This window comes from Streptomyces sp. NPDC005533, assembly GCF_042871845.1.
In the GTDB taxonomy this organism is placed as follows: Bacteria; Actinomycetota; Actinomycetes; order Streptomycetales; family Streptomycetaceae; genus Streptomyces.
Window position 1 is genome coordinate 81,235 of the sequence record NZ_JBIAJH010000001.1, and the last position, 19,754, is coordinate 100,988.

The 19,754-nt window shown below is 71.5% G+C and carries 21 protein-coding genes; 11 read left to right on the top strand and 10 right to left on the bottom strand.

The features are described from left to right. The first annotated feature begins 174 nt into the window (after positions 1–174). Positions 175–1,137: a methylmalonyl Co-A mutase-associated GTPase MeaB gene (gene meaB, locus ACFYP3_RS00405; RefSeq protein ID WP_030708186.1), complete on the top strand. Its 963-nt coding sequence runs from the start codon at positions 175–177 to the stop codon at positions 1,135–1,137. A 64-nt stretch (positions 1,138–1,201) separates the two neighbouring features. Here meaB and ACFYP3_RS00410 read toward each other — a convergent pair whose 3' ends face one another. The 5 genes from ACFYP3_RS00410 to ACFYP3_RS00430 all read right to left on the bottom strand — a co-directional run bounded on the left by ACFYP3_RS00410 (position 1,202) and on the right by ACFYP3_RS00430 (position 4,580). Further along, a complete protein-coding gene (locus ACFYP3_RS00410) occupies positions 1,202–1,783 on the bottom strand; it encodes a PepSY domain-containing protein (protein ID WP_388824445.1) in 582 nt (193 codons plus the stop codon). Between the two features lie 125 nt (positions 1,784–1,908). Next, entirely contained in the window at positions 1,909–2,412 is a 504-nt protein-coding gene (locus tag ACFYP3_RS00415; RefSeq protein WP_362854713.1) for a MarR family transcriptional regulator, read from the bottom strand. 64 nt (positions 2,413–2,476) lie between these two features. Next, positions 2,477–3,280, bottom strand: a complete 804-nt coding sequence (locus ACFYP3_RS00420; protein WP_365481062.1) for an AIM24 family protein — start codon at positions 3,278–3,280, stop codon at positions 2,477–2,479. A gap of 11 nt (positions 3,281–3,291) precedes the next feature. Continuing rightward, a complete protein-coding gene (locus tag ACFYP3_RS00425) occupies positions 3,292–3,942 on the bottom strand; it encodes an AIM24 family protein (RefSeq protein ID WP_388824448.1) in 651 nt (216 codons plus the stop codon). After that, positions 3,942–4,580 (bottom strand): AIM24 family protein, encoded by a 639-nt coding sequence (locus ACFYP3_RS00430; RefSeq protein WP_030009698.1) that lies wholly within the window; start codon positions 4,578–4,580, stop codon positions 3,942–3,944. Before ACFYP3_RS00430 ends, ACFYP3_RS00425 begins: the two co-directional genes overlap by 1 nt. A 188-nt stretch (positions 4,581–4,768) precedes the next feature. On the opposite strand from ACFYP3_RS00430, the gene ACFYP3_RS00435 reads away from it, so the two are divergent. Both ACFYP3_RS00435 and ACFYP3_RS00440 read left to right on the top strand, forming a co-directional pair. Beyond that, positions 4,769–5,113, top strand: coding sequence for a DUF3817 domain-containing protein (locus ACFYP3_RS00435; protein WP_388824451.1), 345 nt, complete (start codon positions 4,769–4,771; stop codon positions 5,111–5,113). Then, the gene (locus ACFYP3_RS00440; RefSeq protein WP_362800938.1) at positions 5,110–5,406 is read left to right on the top strand and encodes an MTH1187 family thiamine-binding protein; all 297 of its coding nucleotides are present in this window, start codon (positions 5,110–5,112) and stop codon (positions 5,404–5,406) included. Before ACFYP3_RS00435 ends, ACFYP3_RS00440 begins: the two co-directional genes overlap by 4 nt. 83 nt (positions 5,407–5,489) lie before the next feature. Here the strand turns inward: ACFYP3_RS00440 and ACFYP3_RS00445 are convergent, their stop codons facing one another. Together ACFYP3_RS00445 and ACFYP3_RS00450 are read right to left on the bottom strand one after the other, a co-directional pair. Beyond that, positions 5,490–6,509 (bottom strand): glycoside hydrolase family 6 protein, encoded by a 1,020-nt coding sequence (locus tag ACFYP3_RS00445; RefSeq protein WP_388824454.1) that lies wholly within the window; start codon positions 6,507–6,509, stop codon positions 5,490–5,492. 94 nt (positions 6,510–6,603) lie between these two features. Further along, complete coding sequence (locus ACFYP3_RS00450) at positions 6,604–7,602, bottom strand: DUF5937 family protein (protein ID WP_388824457.1); 999 nt, start codon at positions 7,600–7,602, stop codon at positions 6,604–6,606. A gap of 94 nt (positions 7,603–7,696) precedes the next feature. Between ACFYP3_RS00450 and ACFYP3_RS00455 the strand changes: the two genes are divergently transcribed. The 4 genes from ACFYP3_RS00455 to ACFYP3_RS00470 all read left to right on the top strand — a co-directional run bounded on the left by ACFYP3_RS00455 (position 7,697) and on the right by ACFYP3_RS00470 (position 11,671). Then, complete coding sequence (locus ACFYP3_RS00455) at positions 7,697–8,947, top strand: MFS transporter (protein ID WP_388824460.1); 1,251 nt, start codon at positions 7,697–7,699, stop codon at positions 8,945–8,947. Between the two features lie 21 nt (positions 8,948–8,968). Then, positions 8,969–9,478 carry a MarR family winged helix-turn-helix transcriptional regulator gene (locus tag ACFYP3_RS00460; protein ID WP_388824463.1) on the top strand — a complete coding sequence of 170 codons (510 nt, stop codon included), beginning with the start codon at positions 8,969–8,971 and terminating at the stop codon, positions 9,476–9,478. A 75-nt stretch (positions 9,479–9,553) separates the two neighbouring features. After that, positions 9,554–9,883, top strand: coding sequence for a DUF3817 domain-containing protein (locus ACFYP3_RS00465; protein WP_030708204.1), 330 nt, complete (start codon positions 9,554–9,556; stop codon positions 9,881–9,883). Positions 9,884–9,970: 87 nt separating this feature from the next. Then, entirely contained in the window at positions 9,971–11,671 is a 1,701-nt protein-coding gene (locus ACFYP3_RS00470; protein WP_388824466.1) for a methylmalonyl-CoA mutase, read from the top strand. A 73-nt stretch (positions 11,672–11,744) separates the two neighbouring features. On the opposite strand, the gene ACFYP3_RS00475 is transcribed toward ACFYP3_RS00470, so the two are convergent. Further along, positions 11,745–12,365: a TetR/AcrR family transcriptional regulator gene (locus ACFYP3_RS00475; RefSeq protein WP_388824469.1), complete on the bottom strand. Its 621-nt coding sequence runs from the start codon at positions 12,363–12,365 to the stop codon at positions 11,745–11,747. Positions 12,366–12,638: 273 nt separating this feature from the next. Here ACFYP3_RS00475 and ACFYP3_RS00480 point away from each other — a divergent pair, with 273 nt between their 5' ends. From ACFYP3_RS00480 to ACFYP3_RS00495, 4 genes are all read left to right on the top strand, one after another. Next, on the top strand, positions 12,639–13,643 hold the full coding sequence (locus tag ACFYP3_RS00480; protein WP_388824472.1) for a tetratricopeptide repeat protein: 1,005 nt from the start codon (positions 12,639–12,641) through the stop codon (positions 13,641–13,643). A 594-nt stretch (positions 13,644–14,237) separates the two neighbouring features. Next, positions 14,238–14,885, top strand: a complete 648-nt coding sequence (locus ACFYP3_RS00485; protein ID WP_388824475.1) for a DUF6230 family protein — start codon at positions 14,238–14,240, stop codon at positions 14,883–14,885. A gap of 106 nt (positions 14,886–14,991) precedes the next feature. Beyond that, complete coding sequence (locus tag ACFYP3_RS00490; protein ID WP_388824478.1) at positions 14,992–15,570, top strand: DUF6114 domain-containing protein; 579 nt, start codon at positions 14,992–14,994, stop codon at positions 15,568–15,570. Then, positions 15,560–16,843, top strand: coding sequence for a hypothetical protein (locus ACFYP3_RS00495; RefSeq protein ID WP_388824481.1), 1,284 nt, complete (start codon positions 15,560–15,562; stop codon positions 16,841–16,843). Before ACFYP3_RS00490 ends, ACFYP3_RS00495 begins: the two co-directional genes overlap by 11 nt. 175 nt (positions 16,844–17,018) lie before the next feature. Here the strand turns inward: ACFYP3_RS00495 and pyk are convergent, their stop codons facing one another. Together pyk and ACFYP3_RS00505 are read right to left on the bottom strand one after the other, a co-directional pair. After that, positions 17,019–18,452: a pyruvate kinase gene (gene pyk / locus ACFYP3_RS00500; RefSeq protein ID WP_388824484.1), complete on the bottom strand. Its 1,434-nt coding sequence runs from the start codon at positions 18,450–18,452 to the stop codon at positions 17,019–17,021. Between the two features lie 61 nt (positions 18,453–18,513). Further along, positions 18,514–19,728 (bottom strand): acetate kinase, encoded by a 1,215-nt coding sequence (locus tag ACFYP3_RS00505; protein ID WP_388824487.1) that lies wholly within the window; start codon positions 19,726–19,728, stop codon positions 18,514–18,516. Positions 19,729–19,754 lie beyond the last annotated feature (26 nt).

Genomic DNA, 19,754 nt, shown 5'->3' on the forward strand with positions numbered 1-19,754 from the left:
GGGGGGGGGCGCGGGGCGCGGCGGCGGGGGGGGGGGCGGGGCCGCTGGCCGCCCCCCTGTGGGGCCGGGCCCAATTTTCGCCCGGGGGGGCCCGGGGGGCCCCGAGGGGGGGCCCCCGGCCCCCCGGCCGTACCCGCACCCGTACCCGTACGAGAACCGAGGAGCGCAGCACGTATGACGGCGGTGGACGTCCCCCAGCTGGTGGCCCAGGCGCGTGAGGGCCGGCCGAGAGCGGTGGCCCGGCTGATCTCGCTGGTCGAGGGGGCGTCCCCGCAGCTGCGGGAGGTGATGGCCGCGCTGGCCCCGCTCACGGGCGGGGCGTACGTGGTCGGGCTGACGGGATCGCCGGGCGTCGGCAAGTCGACCTCGACCTCGGCGCTGGTGTCCGCGTACCGCAAAGCCGGCAAGCGGGTCGGCGTCCTCGCCGTCGACCCGTCCTCGCCCTTCTCGGGCGGGGCGCTGCTCGGCGACCGGGTGCGGATGTCGGACCACGCCTCGGACCCGGGCGTGTACATCCGCTCCATGGCGACCCGGGGGCACCTGGGCGGGCTGGCGTGGGCCGCCCCGCAGGCGATCCGGGTGCTGGACGCGGCCGGCTGCGAGGTGATCCTGGTCGAGACGGTCGGCGTCGGGCAGTCGGAGGTGGAGATCGCCTCGCAGGCCGACACCTCGGTGGTGCTGCTGGCCCCCGGGATGGGCGACGGGATCCAGGCCGCGAAGGCGGGGATCCTGGAGATCGGTGACGTGTACGTGGTGAACAAGGCGGACCGGGACGGCGCGGACGCGACGGCCCGGGAGCTGAACCACATGCTGGGGCTGGGCGAGGCGCGGGGCCGGGAGGACTGGCGGCCGCCGATCGTCAAGACGGTGGCGGCGCGCGGGCAGGGCATCGACGAGCTGGTCGAGGCGCTGGAGAAGCACCGCGCGTGGATGGACGAGCGGGGGGTGCTGGCCGAGCGGCGCGCGGCGCGGGCCGCCCGTGAGGTGGAGACCATCGCCGTGACGGCCCTGCGGGCGCGGATGGCGGACCTGCGGGGCGACGCGCACCTGGACGCGCTGGCCGCGCGGGTCGCCGTGGGCGAGCTGGATCCGTACGCGGCCGCGGACGCCCTGCTGGCGACGCTGACGGAGGCCTGAGCCCCCGCCCCGGCCCACGGTCCGGCGGGGAGCGCGTGCGGCGCTCCCCGCCGGTGGCCGGGGGTCAGGAGTCGTCGTCGGAGTCCGAGTCGGAGTTCGAGTCGGAGTCGGTCTGTGCGGTGACCTTGCCGGTCGTCGGGTCCACCGACGCGTTCCAGGTCTTGCCGTCGGAGCCCTTGACCTCGGCGTGCCAGTACGGGGCCTTGCCGCTGTCGTCGTCGGAGTCCCACTCGACGGTCCAGGTCGTGCCCGGGTGGGCGGCCACGGCGGCCTTGGCGGCCTGCGCAGCGGTGACCTTGGCCGCGAGCAGACCCTTGTGCTCGCCCGGGTTCTCGTCGTTGTCCACGTTCTGCCGGGAGACCTTGCCCGTGGCGGCGTCGACCTCCAGCTCGGCGTGGCCCTTTCCGTCCTTGGTGATCACGTCCACGTGCCAGATGTTGCCGTCCCGGTCGAGGGACTCGACCACGCCCGGATAGTTCTTGAGGGCGGCGGCGATGGCCTGCTCGGCCGAGACGTCGGCCCGGGCGGCGGCGGATGCGGGGACGGTTCTCGCCGGGTCGGCGGACGCCGTGGCGGCGGTCGCCAGGGGGGCCGCGGTCAGCAGGACCACGGACGCGGCGGCTGAGACGAACACGTTGCGCTTCATGGGCTGGACCTCCTCAGGCCGGCCCGACGGGCAAGGGCCGGCAGCGAGCGTTCCCCGCCATTGTGAGGCCGATGGCCGTCCGGGGCGCGACGAGTGCGCGCGGTCCGGACGGCCCGGCCCCGGCCTCAGACCTTGCCGCGGGTGCCGCGCAGGTGCTCCGCCACGGGGGTCAGCGAGGCGCGCAGCGCCGCCAGGGCCTCCGGCGGCAGCAGGTCGATGAAGTGCTGGCGGACGGACGCCACGTGGTGCGGGGCGACCTTGCGCATCGTCTCCATGCCCTCGTCCGTGAGCACCGCGTACAGGCCGCGGCGGTCGGACTCGCAGTTCACCCGGCGCACGAGCCCCGCCGTCTCCATGCGCGTGATCTGGTGCGACAGCCGGCTCTTGGACTGCAGGGTGGCGGTGGCGAGGTCGCTCATCCGCATCCTGTGGTCCTGCGACTCCGAGAGGTTCACGAGGATCTCGTAGTCGTTGTTGGTGAGTCCGAAGGGCTGGAGATCCTTTTCCAGCTGGTGCATCAGCAGTCTGCTGACGTCCAGGTGGGTGCGCCATGCGCACTGCTCGGCGTCGGTCAGCCAGGGGGTCCCCCCGGACGGAGTCTGGGGGAGGGTGGCCGTCTCGGTCTCCATGGTCTCCATGAATGAACTCTACCTAAAAAGTTGAATTACGTACAAATATGGGTGGTCCGAGGTATCACAGTCCGAGGCGGCGCTGGAGATCACCCAGCTGTCCCGGCATCCGCGGCACGCCCAGCTGCCCCATCGGGCCCTGGCCGGCCCCCGGCACGCCCTGCGCGTTGCCCGTGGCCGCGCCCGCGCCGACCGCGCCGACCGCCTGCTCCGCCATCAGCATCTCCGACGACTGCAGCAGCACCGTCCCGGCCCCGACGAACTCGAACTGGTGCTCCTCGCCCGAGCTGCCCCCGATGCCGGTCAGCGAGCGCAGGCCGCCCAGCACGCCCGACATGTAGCCGTGGTCGTAGTGGTGGCACGGCGAGGGGCAGTCCGCCCAGCCCACCAGCGCCTGCGGGTCCACGCGCAGCGGCGGCTCCATGAACACCACCGGACCGTTGGACGCCGCCACGAACTTCCCGGTTCCGATCAGGGTCAGGAAGCCCGGGACGATCGACTGCTTCAGGGCGAGCGAGGGCTGGTACGCGAGCAGGTTGCCCGACCGGATCGTCAGGTTGCCGTTGTCCAGGTCGTACGAGTTCACGTCGAATGCCCGGTCGGCCAGCAGCATCTTGCCCGAGCCCTCGGCGACCACCCAGTCGCTCGCGTGCAGCGGGGAGTGGAAGCTGGTCCGCAGCAGGCGGTCGAAGCGCCCGTTGCCGATGCCGTTGAACTCGATGCGCCCGTAGTACGAGATCATCTTGCCCTTCTGCAGGAACCACTGGCTCCCCTTGAGCTCCACGCAGAAGGTGTAGGCGTTCACGTTGTCGTCGGAGGGCAGCGTGTACGGGTCGAAGACCGTCGGTCCGCCGGGTCCGCCGGTCACAGGGCCAAAGTTCACAGCTTCTCCTCGGAGGCCTGTACGTACACCGCGCCCTGGCCGGAGAGCTCCAGCTGGAACGCCTCACCCGAGCCGCGGCCCACCATGTCCCGCCAGCCGAGCGCGGTGGAGAGCTTGTTGCGCACGTCGCCGTGGTGGGCGACGTACGCCTGCGGGTCCACGTGGATCGGGCGCTGAGGGGTGATCGGCAGCTCGATGACCCCGCCGTGGGCCATCACGGCGACCGAGCCGTGGCCCTTGAGGGTGGTGGTGAACAGACCCTGGCCGGTCACCTGACCGCGCACCATGCCCATGACGCCGCCCTGGGAGCCCATGAACATCGTGCCCTGCTGCAGGGTGCCGTCGAAGGCGAGCAGCCTGTCGGCCTCGACGTAGAGGGTCTCGCCGGTCAGGTTGATCACCTGGATGTGGTGGCCGCCGTGGCCGAACATCACGGTGCCGCTGCCCTCGACCGACATCAGCGGGGTCTGCTCGTTCGCCACCCGGCGCCCGATCATGCCCATGACCCCGCCCTGACCGCCCGTCAGGCTCGGGGTGAAGGAGACCTCGCCGCGGTACGCGAGCATGGCGCCGCGCTGGCTGAACATCTTCTGGCCCGGCACGACCTGCGCCTCGACCATCTTCGAGTTGATCTCGCGGAACGGCATCAGATGTCGCCCCCGACGGTGTTGCGCTCGCTCGGCTGCACGTACACCAGGCCCTCGCCCTCGAAGCGGATCTGGAACGCCTCGCCGGAACCCTCGCCGATCAGCGTGCGGAAGTTCACACCGGACTGGAAGGACTGCTGGAGGTTGCCGGTGTGCGCGATGTACGCCCCCGGGTCGACGGAGAGCGGGTACTGGGCGCTCACGCGCAGCACGACCGCCGGACCGTCGGACATGATGGCCGCCTGGCCGGAGCCCTCGACGGTCGTGGTGAAGAGGCCGTTGCCCGTCGTCGCGCCGCGCAGGCCGGTGAAGGTGGTGCCGGTCCGCAGACCGGCGTCGGTGCACAGCAGGTTGCTGGACTCGACGTAGAGCTTCTCGCCGCGAAGATTGACCAGATTGATCTCGCTGGCGCGGTCGGCGAAGAAGCAGGTGCCGTGCCCCTGGACCTCCATCACCGTCATCTGTTCGCCGGTCAGCCGGCGGGTCACCATGCCGCGGAGGCCTTCGCCGCCGCCGGTCATCTTCTTGAAGGCCATCTGCCCGTCGTACGCGACCATGGAGCCGTTCTTCGCTTTCACGGCGTCCCCGGTCAGGTCGACGGCCAGCACCTTGCTGCCTTGGAGTCGGAACTGAGCCACGGGAAGACGTTATCGGCAGCGGGCGAACCCGAACAGGGCCCCGTGGCCGATATATGCCACACCTGGTCGATATCGGGGGTGATGCCGGGGCGATCCGGGCCCGCCGCGCGGGGGAGGGGCCGGGTCAAGATCCCGCAAAGCGGCTGAGACACTGGAACCGACCCAGGCCTCCACCCCGAAGGTTGAACGTGGACATCAAGACCGCCTCCGCCCTGCACCGGCTGCGCCTCATCTCCGTTCCGGAGGCGCTGTCGTTCCCGGCCCTGCTGATCTTCGGTTCCCTGCTGAGCCGGATCTCGGACATCGACTACCTGGTGCTGCCGCTCGGAGCCATCCACGGGATCCTGTTCCTCGCCTACCTGGTCCTCCTGATCGACGTCTGGACCAAGGCGAAGTGGCCGGTGAAGAGGGTCCTGCTGTTCTTCGCCCTCTCGCTGGTGCCCTTCGGCGGGCTGTACGGCGACAAGCTGCTCAAGCGGGAAGAGGCCGACAGCGTGGTGGCGGCCCGCGCGCGACAGGTGGCGCAGGCGTGATCGTCGCGTTCTCGGTGACCCCGCTGGGGGTCGGTGAAGAGGTCGGCGAGTACGTCGCCGACGCGGTCCGGGTGGTCCGCGAGTCCGGACTGCCGAACCGTACGGACGCGATGTTCACCACCATCGAGGGTGAGTGGCAGGAAGTCATGGACGTGGTCCGGCGCGCCGTGGCCGCGGTCGAGGAGCGGGCGCCGCGGGTCTCGTTCATCCTCAAGGCCGACATCCGGCCCGGCGTGAGCGACGGCATCACGTCGAAGGTGGAGACGGTCGAGCGGCACCTCGCCGGGGGCTGAGGCGCCCGGCAGCCGCCCCGTGACGCGCCCCCGGCCTTCGTGGCCGGGGGCGCGTCCGCGCGGGGCGGGAGGGGCGGGGCTGGTCAGTCCCTTGCCCGGCGGGCCAGGCCCAGGGCGTAGGAGGGCCACCAGGTGCCGGCCTTCGGGCCGCCGCGGCAGGTGCCGTCGGACTCGCCCGGGGGCTTGACCCACAGGTACGCGTCGACGAGCGGGTCGCCCGTGCGGTCGGTCGGCGGGGTTCCGAGGGCGCGGCCCGGCGGGTTGCACCGGGCCCGGGCGGGGTCGCCCGGCAGCGGGCCGTCGCCGTTGCGGCCGGTGTCGATGACGAAGTGTCTGTTCCCCGTCCGCTCGGAGATCCTGGCGCCGTACGCCCGCGCGGCCGCGTCGGGCTGGAAGCCGGAGACGTTGACGGCGAAGCCGTCCGCGCGCGCCAGGCCCGCCTTGGCGAGGGGTGTCACGAGGTCCGTCGGGTCCTTGACCGAGGCGGGATCGCCCGCGTCGAGGTAGACCTTGGTGTTCCGGTTCCGCTTGAGCCGGTCGACGGCCTCGGAGAGCAACCGCTCGCGCTCCTTGCGGTGTTCGGCCCGGGTGCAGCCGTCGACGGTCTGCGCGAGGGCGCCCGGCTCCAGGATGACGACGGCCTTGGCGGTTCCGATGCCGTCGGCGAAGGCGCCGATCCACGTGCGGTACGCCTGGGCGTTCGGAGCGCCGCCGGCCGGTGGCTGCCCGCAGTCGCGGTACGGGAGGTGGTGCGCGACGAGCAGCAGGGTCCGCCCGGCCGCCCGCGCTCCCGTCACGGCCCGGCGGATCTCGGGTCCCGGGTCACCGCCGGGCGCCCAGAGGGCCGTCGGCCGGTCCGCGATCCTGCGCATCACCTGGGCGTCGCTGTTGCGGCCGACCGCCTCCCAGGCGGCGACCTGCCGGGCCGCCTCGTTCCCCGGGTCGACCCAGTACGGGGACGCGGCGGGGGCCCCCGCCGGCGGGGCGGCCGCGGGCGGCCCCGGCGCGGGTCCCGGCCCGCCCGAGCAGGCCGGCGCCGCGGCGAGCAGCGCGAGGAGACCGAGGACGGAGGGGAGGCGGCGGCTGGGGGCGGCGGAGGGCATCCGGCTTCCTCGGGACGAAGGGGCGGGCAGCGGACCGGAATATCGTGACATAACGGTCAGTTGCCGCCCCCCTGCGACACCGTGGGGGCGTCGCCTACGACACCGTGGGGTCGCCGCTCGCGAGGGCGATGGCCAGCGGGGTGCGCTCGTAGAGCACCTGGTGGCCGCGGCGGGCGGAGATGAGCAGCCCCGCCGCGTGCAGGGTGGTGAGATGCGCCGAGACCGTGGACGGGGCGAGGCCGAGCCGGTGGGCCAGTGCCGTGGTGGAGGACGGTTCGGCCAGCGCGCACAGCACGTCGGCCCGGACCCGCCCCAGCAGGCGGGCGAGCGCGGCCGGGGTGTCCTCCCGAACCGGGGTCCACAGGGCGCCGATCCCGCGGGCCGGGTAGACCACGGTCGGCTGCCAGGGCGGGTCGAAGCCACCTGCGATCTGCGGCCAGACGAAGGCGCTCGGCACGAGGACGAGGCCCTGGCCGCCCAGGACGCGTTCGTGGTGCGAGGGCCGCTCGATGGTCAGGGTGAGGGAGGCGGCGTCCCACGAGAGGTCGGGGTGCAGGCCGTCGAAGAGCGACTCCAGGCCGCCGGCCGCGAGGCGGCGCGTATGGAAGAGGACGTCGGCCTCCAGCAGCGCCCGCAGCCGCGGCCAGTGCGGTTCGACCAGGACGCTCCAGGCCCGCTCGATCAGATCGGCCAGCTCCCGCACCGACCGCGCGGGATCGGCGAGCAGGGCCCGGCCCGCTGCGCTGTCGAGCGCGCCCGGCGTACAGGCCAGGGCCTTGCGCATGTCCTCGCGCGCCGCGGCCGGATCGGCCGCGCGGATCAGGGCGAGCTCCTCCTCGAAGGTGACTCCCGGACCGCTCGGCGGCGGGCTGATGAAGTCGGTGCTGTGCCCCCGGCGCGGCATCAGCAGCCACAGCGGCCGCAGGTCCAGCCCGTCGGCGGCGGCCCGGATCTGCCGCAGCCAGGGCAGGTGGTAGCCCTGCCGGTCCGGCCGGTTCAGGGTGCGCACCGCCTCCTGGGTCTCCCACGCGGGCGACAGCGCGAACCGGCACCGCAGCAGGTCCCGGTGTCCGAAGCGATGGTGCAGGCCCATCCCGGCCCCCCTCCCCATACGTGTGCGTCGCCTCGATATTCGCGTACGCGCGAATCTCTGGGGCGCGGCGGCCCCGGCGCGGACGCTGGACCCCATGCCAGCCGACACCCACGCACCCGGGCGGTCCACGCCGCGACCGGGCTACCGCTCCGTCTTCCGGACTCGGGAGTTCCGCCCCGTCTTCGCCGCCCACCTGCTGTCCGTACTCGGCGTCGTCGTGGCCGAGATCTCCCTCACCGTGCTCGTCTACCGCGCCACCGGCTCACCCCTGATGAGCGCGCTCACCTTCGCCCTCGGCTTCCTCCCGTACGCACTCGGCGGCACGCTGCTCGCCGGGATCGCCGACCGGCACCCCGCCCGACGGGTGCTCGTCGCCTGCGACCTCGTCTGCGCGGCCTGCGCGGCGGCCATGATCCTGCCGGGCACGCCCGTCGCCGTGCTCCTCGCCCTGCGCTGCGCGATGGCCTTCGTGGCACCGCTCTTCCAGGGCACGCGCAACGCCTCCCTCGCCGACATCCTCGGCCCCAGCGACACCTTCGTTCTGGGCCGCTCGCTGATGCGCATGGTGGCCCAGAGCGCCCAGCTCGTCGGCTTCGGCCTCGGCGGACTGCTGCTCACCGTGCTCGCGCCGCGCGGGGCCATCGCCCTCACCGCCGCCGGATTCCTCGGTTCCGCGCTGCTGCTGCGCCTGGGCACCCGCACCCGGCCCGCCCGTACGCGTACCTCCCCCCTCGCCGGACTGCGCGCCGTCCTCGGCCGGCGCCGGCTGCGCGCGCTCACCCTGCTCTTCTGGCTGCCGCCCGTCTTCCTCGTGGTGCCCGAGGCGCTGCTCGCCCCCTACGTCGACGGCATCGGCGCCGGGACCGCGGTCCTCGGACTGCTGATGTGCGCGATGCCCGTCGGAACCATCGCCGGAGAGCTCTGGGCCGGCTCCGCCCTCACCGCCCGCACGCGATCGCGGATCGTGGCCCCGTTCGCCGCCGCCGGTCCGCTGCCGCTCCTGCTCTTCGCCGGACGGCCGGGCGTGCCCCTCCTGGCGGCCGCGCTGCTGCTCGCCGGCCTGGCCCACGCCTACACCCTCGGGCTGGACCAGTGGTACGTCGACGTGGTGCCCGAGGAGCTGCGCGGGCGGGCGATGACCCTGCTCAGCACCGGCCTGATGACCCTCCAGGGCGTGGGCATGGCCCTGGCCGGCCTCGCCGCCGAGTTCCTGCCGGTGCACGCGGTCGTCACCGGGTCCGGGATCCTCGGCACGACCGTCGTCCTGCTGCTCCTCGCCGAACTCCGGGCCGCCGCCCGGCAGGAGGGAGGACTGAAGGATGAGACGGCCCCCGCCGCGAAGTGACCTCCCGGTAGGGTCGGAGACGTGCCCAAGCCGCTCAGCCTTCCCTTCGACCCCATCGCCCGCGCCGACGAGCTCTGGCAGCAGCGCTGGGGACCCGTGCCCTCGATGGCCGCGATCACCTCGATCATGCGGGCGCACCAGATCCTGCTCGGCGAGGTCGACGCCGTGGTCAAGCCGTACGGGCTGACCTTCGCGCGCTACGAGGCCCTGGTGCTGCTCACCTTCTCCAAGGCCGGGGAGCTGCCGATGTCGAAGATCGGCGAGCGACTGATGGTCCACCCGACCTCGGTGACGAACACCGTGGACCGGCTGGTGAGGTCCGGGCTGGTCGACAAGCGGCCCAACCCGAACGACGGCCGCGGCACCCTGGCCTCCATCACGGAGAAGGGCCGCGAGGTGGTCGAGGCGGCCACGAAGGACCTGATGGCGATCGACTTCGGCCTCGGCGCCTACGACGCGGAGGAGTGCGCGGAGATCTTCGCGCTGCTGCGCCCGCTGCGGGTGGCCGCCGCGGACTTCGAGGAGTCCTGAGGCGGACCCGGGCCCGTCCCGCGCTCACCGGGGCCGCGTCAAGATCGAGCAAAACGGACGGTTAGGCTCGTCCGCATGAAACGAAGCGTGCTGACCCGCTACCGCGTCATGGCCTACGTGACCGCGGTCATGCTCCTGATCCTCTGTGCCTGCATGGTGGCGAAGTACGGCTTCGACACCGGCGCCGGCCTGACCTTCGCGGTCTCGCAGGCCCACGGCGTCCTCTTCATGATCTACCTGGTCTTCGCCTTCGACCTGGGCTCCAAGGCCAAGTGGTCCTTCGGCAAGCTGCTCTGGGTGCTCGTGTCGGGCACGATTCCGCTGGCCGCCTTCTTCGTCGAGCGCAAGGTCCGCGCCGAGGTGGAACCGCTGGTCAGCGACTCGCTGGCGACCGCCAAGGCCTGATACGAGGCGAGCGTCACCCACCCCCGGGGCGGGTCCCCGGGGGTTTGCCATCGACATTTACTAGGACGTCCTAGTAAATTCATGGGTATGGACGCTGACGCCATCGAGGAAGGCCGCCGTCGCTGGCAGGCCCGTTATGACAAGGCCCGCAAGCGCGAGGCAGACTTCACCACGCTCTCCGGCGACGAGGTCGAGCCGGTCTACGGGCCCCGGCCCGGCGACGCGTACGAGGGCTTCGAGCGCATCGGGTGGCCGGGCGAGTACCCGTACACCCGCGGGCTCCACGCCACCGGCTACCGGGGGCGGACCTGGACCATCCGGCAGTTCGCCGGGTTCGGCAACGCCGAGCAGACCAACGAGCGCTACAAGATGATCCTGGCCGCCGGCGGCGGCGGGCTCTCCGTGGCCTTCGACATGCCGACCCTCATGGGGCGCGACTCCGACGACCCCCGCTCGCTGGGCGAGGTCGGGCACTGCGGGGTCGCCATCGACTCCGCCTCCGACATGGAGGTCCTGTTCAAGGACATCCCGCTGGGCGACGTCACGACCTCGATGACGATCTCGGGCCCCGCCGTGCCCGCCTTCTGCATGTACCTGGTCGCCGCCGAGCGGCAGGGCGTGGACCCCGCCGTGCTCAACGGCACGCTCCAGACCGACATCTTCAAGGAGTACATCGCCCAGAAGGAGTGGCTCTTCGAACCGGAGCCGCACCTGCGCCTCATCGGCGACCTGATGGAGTACTGCACGAAGGGCATCCCGGCCTACAAGCCGCTGTCCGTCTCGGGCTACCACATCCGCGAGGCCGGGGCCACGGCCGCGCAGGAGCTCGCCTACACCCTCGCCGACGGTTTCGGGTACGTGGAGCTCGGCCTCTCGCGCGGCATGGACGTGGACGCCTTCGCGCCCGGCCTCTCCTTCTTCTTCGACGCGCACCTCGACTTCTTCGAGGAGATCGCCAAGTTCCGCGCCGCCCGCCGCATCTGGGCGCGCTGGATGAAGGAGGTCTACGGGGCCAAGAGCGAGAAGTCGATGTGGCTGCGCTTCCACACCCAGACCGCCGGCGTCTCCCTGACCGCGCAGCAGCCGTACAACAACGTCGTGCGCACCGCCGTGGAGGCCCTCGCGGCCGTCCTCGGCGGCACCAACTCCCTGCACACCAACGCCCTCGACGAGACCCTCGCCCTGCCGAGCGAGCAGGCGGCCGAGATCGCCCTGCGCACCCAGCAGGTGCTGATGGAGGAGACCGGCGTCGCCAACGTCGCGGACCCGCTGGGCGGTTCCTGGTTCGTGGAGCAGCTCACCGACCGCATCGAGGCCGAGGCCGAGAAGATCTTCGAGCAGATCAAGGAGCGCGGCCTGCGCGCCCACCCGGACGGGCAGCACCCCATCGGGCCGATCACCTCGGGCATCCTGCGCGGCATCGAGGACGGCTGGTTCACCGGGGAGATCGCCGAGTCGGCCTTCCAGTACCAGCGGTCGCTGGAGAAGGGCGACAAGAGGGTCGTCGGCGTCAACGTCCACCACGGGTCGGTCACCGGTGACCTGGAGATCCTCCGGGTCAGCCACGAGGTGGAGACCGTCCAGGTACGGGAGCTGACGGCGCGCAAGGCCCGGCGCGACGACGCCAGGGTCACCGCCTCCCTGAAGGCCATGCTCGACGCCGCCCGCGACGGGTCGAACATGATCCCGGCCATGCTGGACGCGGTGCGGGCCGAGGCCACGCTGGGCGAGATCTGCAACGTCCTGCGCGACGAGTGGGGCACCTACACGGAGCCGCCGGGCTTCTGACGCCCTGCCGCACAGCGTGAGAACGGCCGGCCGCGGCGCCCCGCAAGAGCGCCGCGGCCGGCCGTTTCGCCGCTCAGGCCGCGGCGGGGCCGCGCAGGCCGTGCATCAGGAGGGCCGTGAAGGTGGCCACCCAGACCTCGTCCACGGGTTCGGAGCTCACCAGGGCGCGGTGCACCACCGTGCCCGCGATCACGTCGAAGATCAGGTCCGTGGTGCGGTCCGCGAGGGCCTCGTCCTCCTCGTACGGGAGCTCACCGCGGGCCTGGGCCCGTTCGCGGCCCAGTACGACGAGACGTTTCTGCCGATCCACGATCGCCGACCGGATCCGGTCGCGCAGGGCCTCGTCGCGAGTGGACTCGGCGACGACCGCCATCAGGGCCGTACGGGCCTCCGGGCGCCGCAGCAGCGCCGCGAACTGCAGGACGACGTCCTCGATGTCGGCTTCGAGGGAGCCCCGGTCCGGGAGTTCGAGCGCGTCGAAGAGCTCCGCCACCGCGTCCACGACCAGCTCGTTCTTGCCGGCCCAGCGTCGGTAGAGGGTGGTCTTGGCGACCCCCGCGCGGGCCGACACGTCGCCCATCGTCAGCTTCGACCAGCCCAGCTCGACCAGCGCGTCCCGGGTCGCCGCGAGGATGGCGGTGTCCGCTGCGGCGCTGCGGGGACGACCGGTGCGGCCGGGGCTGGGGTTGCGCATGGCCGAGACCATACCCGCCGGTAGCCGACGCGGCCGCTGTGGTTCAGATCACGGGACGCGAAAGGACCCGGACGGCCGCCGGGGGAGTTACGCTACGGCTCGTAGCGTAAGAGCGACAACCACGCGAAGGGCTACAGGCGCCAGGTGGGGACCCGGCGCCGATCAGCACCACGACCAGTATCAGGACCGGCACCACGATCGCGGCAGACGGCCGGCACGGCCAATTCACGCGATCTTTTTCGTCGGCGCGCGCACACGGGGGAGGATGTACGCATGCAGCCCAGAAACATGTCCATGAGCGGCGTCGTCGACCTCGCCGCGGTGAAGGCGGCCGGCGAGGCCAAGGCCAAGGCCGAGCAGGCCCGCGCCGAAGCGGCGCGCCAGGCCGGCCAGGGTGGCGCAGCGCCCGCCGCCGGCGCGGTGCCGCCGTCCGCGCTCGTCATCGACGTAGACGAGGCCGGCTTTGAACGCGATGTGCTCCAGCTCTCCGCCGAGGTCCCTGTCGTCCTGGACTTCTGGGCCGAGTGGTGTGAGCCGTGCAAGCAGCTCAGCCCGCTGCTGGAGCGGCTGACCGTCGAGGCGAACGGTCGCCTGGTCCTGGCCAAGGTCGACGTCGACGCCAACCAGATGCTGATGCAGCAGTTCCAGATCCAGGGCATCCCGGCCGTCTTCGCCGTGGTCGCCGGTCAGGTGCTGCCGCTCTTCCAGGGCGTCGCCCCCGAGCAGCAGATCCGCGAGACCCTGGCCCAGCTGGTGCAGGTCGCCGAGGAGCGCTTCGGGATCATCGGCATCGAGGTGGACCCGAACGCGGAAGGGGCCGCTCCGGCCGCCGCCGACGCCGAGGCCGAGGCCCCGGCCGGCCCGTACGACGCCCTGCTGGAGGCGGCCGTCGTCGCGCTGGACGCCGGTGACCTGGGCGGCGCGGTGCAGGCGTACAAGAACGTGCTCGCGGACGACCCGGCCAACACCGAGGCCAAGCTGGGTCTGGCCCAGGCCGAGCTCCTCGCCCGCGTCCAGCACATGGACCCGCAGGCGGTGCGGGCCGCGGCGGCCGAGAATCCGAAGGACCCGGCGGCGCAGATCGCGGCGGCCGACCTCGACCTGGTCGGCGGTCACGTCGAGGACGCTTTCGGGCGCCTGGTGGACACCGTGCGCGTCACGTTCGGTGAGGACCGGGACGCCGTGCGGTTGCGGCTGCTGGAGCTGTTCGAGGTCATCGGCGCCGACGACCCGCGGGTGTCCGCGGCGCGCACGGCGCTCGCGCGGGTGCTCTTCTAGGCCTGATCCGACCCGCTACGGCCCGCTCCGGGCGGCCGACGATTTGTTGACACGTAGATAAACAGCGGCCGCGCTTTGCCAAAACTTGGTAATCGCGGCCGCTGTTACTCGCAGTAAATCGAACCCTGTGAACTGTCCGGTGTGTTCACCATTCCACCGTTCTGTCGTGGCCCTGGGTAACACCCTGTGTTGCTGCCCGACCGCGACAGGTCGCACTCAGGTTATCTGGCCGTTACCCGCCAGTAACGAACCCCCTTGTGCCCCGGCCGGTAATGGACCACGATCGGCGACGCTCGGTCCTTCCCGCAGAGCCGCTCACTCGGAGCCGCGGTGAAGGGTCCCCACCGAGTCGGCCTGTGGCAGTGGCACCGGCCGTGGGACAGGGGGGTTCCTGCCACACCGGCGGGGCCTGTCCTCCAGGTTGCGCGAACGCGTGGCCCAGTGGTTGTCGCTCGGGGGTGATCGCCGGTGTTTCGGACGTGGCACAGCCGCGGCCCGGGCCGCCTGCGCTCCTTCCCGAGGACGTAGCACTTCTCCCATCCCAGGACGGGCACGGCCCGGACCGGAGATGTACGTCCGAGAAGGAGGAACGAAATGAGTTCTCAGGTTCGTGGCGGGACCAGATGGAAGCGCTTCGCGCTCGTCATGGTGCCGAGCATCGCGGCCACGGCCGCGGTCGGTGTGGGTCTGGCGCAGGGTGCCCTCGCGGCGTCGTTCAGCGTCTCCGGCCAGGACTTCAAGGTCTCGGCCGACAAGCTCGACGGTCAGAACCTCATTCAGTACGGCGGTATCGCCGAGGGTCACGACCTCAAGGGCAACGCGCAGCACCACCCGGTCACCATCTCCGGGTTCAGCAACGCCAAGATCACCAACATGTGCCAGTCCCTGGTCACCCCGACTCCGCTGGGCAACATCACGCTCCAGCTGAAGACCGGTCACAAGGGCACCCCGGCCGAGGCGAGCAACATCTACCTGGATGTGGCCGAGCTCGACACCGACGCCGAGTTCACCAACCTGGACATCGGTGTCGCGGTCGGCGACGCGAGCCACAAGACCAAGCCGCAGGCCGGCACGGTCGCCAGCCCGTACGCGTTCTCGCAGCGCGCCGACCGGGCCGTCCTGACGAACGTCAAGCAGAAGGCGTGGGCGACCACGGCGGGCACCTTCAAGCTGCCCAACCTGAAGCTGCGCCTGCTGGGCGGCGACCAGCCGTGCTACCAGGACAAGGACGTCCAGGACTGACCGTCCTGATGCGGGACCGCAAGGGCGGGCGGCGGCTGCCGTCGCCGCCCGTGCTTGCGGGCTCCACAGATTTCTCCGTACCACCGTTTCCAGGGAGCTGTTGTCCATGAACCCCCAGGCCCCGGTTTACGTTCGCTCGGAAGACGACGCCTGGCTCACCGTGGTGTACTACCACTTCCATGCCTGGAGCGGTCGCCGTCCCTTCTGGGCCGGGCTGTTCACGCTCCTCGGTGGCTTCCCGATCGCGTACTTCCCGTACGCGGACCTCCGGCTGGGCAACGTCAGCCTCGCGATGGCCACCACGGGCGGCGCGGGCGCACTGATCATCGGTGTACTGCTGATCACGCTGGGCCTCGCCCTGTGGTTCCAGCAGACCATCCGCGTCTTCGCCGGCGTGGCCGCGATCCTGTTGGCCCTGGTGTCGCTGCCGGTCTCCAACCTCGGCGGTTTCGGGGCGGGATTCATCCTCTCCCTGCTCGGCGGCGCGCTCGCGCTGTCGTGGGCCCCCGGTCAGCCGGTGGACGAGGCGCCGGCGGACCAGCAGCCGGCCGCGGCCGCGGTGGACCTGGGCAAGACGCAGGCGCCGGCGGGCATCCACGGCATTCCGGGGCCCCGCGAGACGGATACGGCACACGCGAGCGAGACGACTGCCCACGCCGATGGCGGGAGGAACAGTGCGGGGTGACGAGACGCAGCGGGGCGTGGCCCCAGGCGCAGAGTCCCGTGAGACCAAGGGGCCGCGCCACGCGGCGCCCAGGAAGTCGCTGCTGAACAAGATCCAGATACCCGTCGGCAAGACGATGGCGCTCGCGGCGATGCCGACGGCCGTGTTCGTCGGGATGGGCATGGCGCCGAAGCTGGCCGTGGCCGACGACCAGGAGATCCCCTTCGCGCCCGGCCCGTGCGTCACGCGGTCCGACGAACCCGCGGAGTCCGAGTCGAAGTCGCCGTCCCCCACGCCGTCGACGACGCCCTCGCCGAGCACTTCGCCGAGCGCGACGCCCTCGCCGTCCGCGTCGGCGGCCGCGAAGCCGAAGCCGAAGACGAGTGCCTCGCCGTCGGCGACCAAGCCCCCGGCGACGCAGGAGACTGCCCCGGCCCCGGCCGCCACCCCGACGCCGACCAAGAGCACGAACCCGCTGGACCCGCTGGGTGTCGGCGACGCGCTCAAGGGCCTCGTCGACGAGCTCGGCCGGCCCCTCAAGGACGGCCTGCCGAAGACGACCCCGACGCCCACTCCCACGCCCTCCACGACCGCCAAGCCGACCCCGGACCCGGCCGCGGACGCGATCCGGGACGCGGCGAAGCAGGCGGGCGTCGACGTCTCGGAGCTGTCCGACGAGGTCAAGGACACCGCGAAGACCCCGAAGGACGAGACGGGCAAGGCGGGCGAGCGCGAGAACAAGGACAAGGACAAGGCAGAGGACGGGGCCAAGCCCGAGGAGTCGGCGGACCCGGACGGGAAGAAGCCCTTCCCCTGCCCGACCTACGACGCCAAGGCACTGGCCGACGCCGAGCTGGAGCAGGGCATCCCGCTCCTGCCGGACGAGCCCTGGTACCTCGACAGCTCGCTGCTGACCCTCTACGGCCTGGACTACCACGGCATCGTCGAGGTCAAGACGGGCAGCGGCAAGATCAAGAAGGTCCTGAAGTTCACCGCGGACTCGCTGGACATCAAGGACCTGTACCAGACCGTCGGCAAGGACGGGAAGGTCGCCCACCTGAAGTCCCGTCCGGGCTCCACGTCCAAGATCCGCGGCGGCACGGTGACGATGTACACCGAGAGCCTCAAGGGAAACCTCTTCGGGCTGATCCCGATCGAGTTCACCCCGAACAGCCCGCCGCCCCTGAACGTCCCCTTCGCGTTCTTCACGAACGTCAAGGTCGTCCAGGCGGGCCAGTTCGGCGGCACCCTGACCGTCCCCGGCCTGAAGAACTACATCGGCCCGCCGGAGTAGTCCCGTACGGCAGCGCGCACCCGGACCACCGCCACCCGGACCACCGTCACCTGGAAACACGGTCACCCGGAGACACACCGAGGGCGGCACCCCGGATCCCGATCGGATCCGCGGTGCCGCCCTCGGTCTCTGTGCGGCAGAGTTCAGGCTTCGGGCCTCAGGCGGTGCGGCGGCGTCAGTCGCGGCCGGCGTCGCCGCCCAGGTGGTGGACCCGGACCATGTTGGTCGTGCCCGGGACGCCGGGGGGCGAGCCGGCGGTGATGACCACGGTGTCGCCCTCGTTGTAGCGGCCGAGCTTGAGCAGCTCGCCGTCCACGAGGTCGACCATCGCGTCGGTGTTGTCCACGTGCGGGACGACGTACGACTCGACGCCCCAGCTCAGCGAGAGCTGGTTGCGGGTGTTCACGTCCGTGGTGAAGGCCAGGATCGGCTGGGTGGAGCGGTAGCGCGACAGACGGCGGGCGGTGTCCCCGGACTGGGTGAAGGCGATGAGCGCCTTGCCGTCGAGGAACTCCGCGATCTCGCAGGCCGCGCGGGCGACGGAGCCGCCCTGGGTACGGGGCTTCTTGCCCGGGACCAGCGGCTGGAGGCCCTTGGAGAGGAGTTCCTCCTCGGCCGCCATGACGATCTTCGACATCGTCTTGACGGTCTCGATGGGGTAGGCGCCCACCGAGGACTCGGCGGACAGCATGACCGCGTCCGCGCCGTCGAGGATCGCGTTGGCGACGTCGGAGGCCTCGGCGCGGGTCGGACGGGAGTTGGTGATCATCGACTCCATCATCTGGGTCGCGACGATCACCGGCTTGGCGTTGCGGCGGCACATCTCGATGAGCCGCTTCTGGACCATCGGGACCTTCTCGAGCGGGTACTCGACGGCGAGGTCGCCACGGGCCACCATGACCGCGTCGAAGGCGTCGACCACGGCCGCCATGTTCTCGACGGCCTGCGGCTTCTCCACCTTGGCGATGACGGGGACCCGGCGGCCCTCCTCGTCCATGACCTTGTGGACGTCCTTGACGTCGTTGGCGTCGCGGACGAAGGACAGGGCGACCATGTCGCAGCCCATCCGCAGGGCGAACCGCAGGTCGTCGACGTCCTTCTCCGACAGGGCGGGGACGTTCACGGCGGCACCCGGCAGGTTGATGCCCTTGTGGTCCGAGATGACACCGCCCTCGATGACGATGGTGCGGACGCGGGCGCCCTCGACCTCGGTCACCCGGAGCTCGACGTTGCCGTCGTTGATCAGGATCTGGTCACCCTTGGCGACGTCGCCCGGGAGACCCTTGTAGGTGGTGCCGCAGATGGACTTGTCACCCGGGACGTCCTCGGTGGTGATGGTGAACTCGTCACCGCGCACCAGCTCGACGGGACCCTCGGCGAAGGTCTCCAGACGGATCTTCGGGCCCTGGAGGTCGGCGAGGACGCCGACGGCGCGCCCGGTGTCCTCGGAGACCTGCCGGACGCGGTCGTACCGCTCCTGGTGTTCTGCCTGGGATCCGTGGCTGAAGTTGAATCGGGCCACGTTCATACCTGCCTCGATGAGCGTTTTCAGCTGCTCATACGAGTCGACGGCGGGGCCCAGCGTGCAGACGATTTTGGAACGGCGCATGACTGGATCCTATCGGTTTGTTTCGTAGCGGAATATTCCGTCTGGTGGAAAGTCCAAGTGACTACTGAGTAACGAGTGCGTACGCCTGGGTGGCGATCTCCAGTTCCTCATCCGTCGGGACCACCGCCACGGCCACCCGTGCATCCTCCGCCGAAACCAGCCGCGGCTCCCGGGAGCGCGCCGCGTTGGCCTGCAGATCCAACGCCAGACCCAGCTCGGCCAGGCCGTCCAGCGCGGCCTCGCGCACCTGGTGGGCGTTCTCGCCGACCCCGGCCGTGAACGCCACCGCGTCCACCCGCCCCAGGACCGCCGAGTAGGCGCCGATGTACTTCTTCAACCGGTGGACGTACGCGGCGAAGGCGAGGCTCGCCACCTCGTCGCCCTCGCCCGCCCGCCGGAGCACCTCGCGCATGTCGTTGTCGCCGCACATGCCCAGCAGACCGCTCTTCTTGTTCAGGAGCGAATCGATCTCATCCATCGAGAGGCCCCCCACCCGCGCCAGGTGGAAGACGACCGCCGCATCGAGATCGCCCGAACGGGTCCCCATGACCAGACCCTCCAGCGGCGTCAGGCCCATCGAGGTCTCCACGCACACGCCGCCCCGCACCGCCGAGGCGGAGGCGCCGTTGCCCAGGTGCAGCACGATCACGTTCACGTCCTCCACCGGCCTGCCGAGCAGCGCGGCCGTCGCCCGGGAGACGTAGGCGTGCGAGGTGCCGTGGAAGCCGTACCGCCGGATGGAGTACGCGTCGGCCGTCGCGGCGTCGATCGCGTACCGCGCCACGTACTCCGGCATCGTCGAGTGGAAGGCGGTGTCGAAGACCGCCACCTGCGGGACGTCCGCGCGCAGCGAGCGCGCCACCTCGATGCCCATCACGTTCGCCGGGTTGTGCAGCGGGGCCAGCGGGATCAGGTTCCGGATCTCCGCCAGCACCTCGTCGTCGATCACGGTCGGCTGGGTGAACCGCGTCCCGCCGTGCACCACCCGGTGCCCCACCGCGGTCAGTTCGGGGGAGTCCAGGCCCATCCCGTCGGCGGCGAGCTCCGCGGCCACGGCCTTCAGCGCGGCCTCGTGGTCCGCTATCGGGCCGAGCTGCTCGCGCTCGCCACCGGCGGCGCCGGGCCCGGTCAGCGTCTCGTGCACCAGCCGCGAGGTCTCCTCGCCGATCCGCTCCACCAGGCCGACCGCGAGGCGGGACCGGTCCGTCATGTCGAGGAGCTGGTACTTGACCGACGAGGAGCCGGAGTTGAGGACGAGTACGCGCGATGCGGTCACGATGGGGGTCTTTCCTTGTCTCGGGC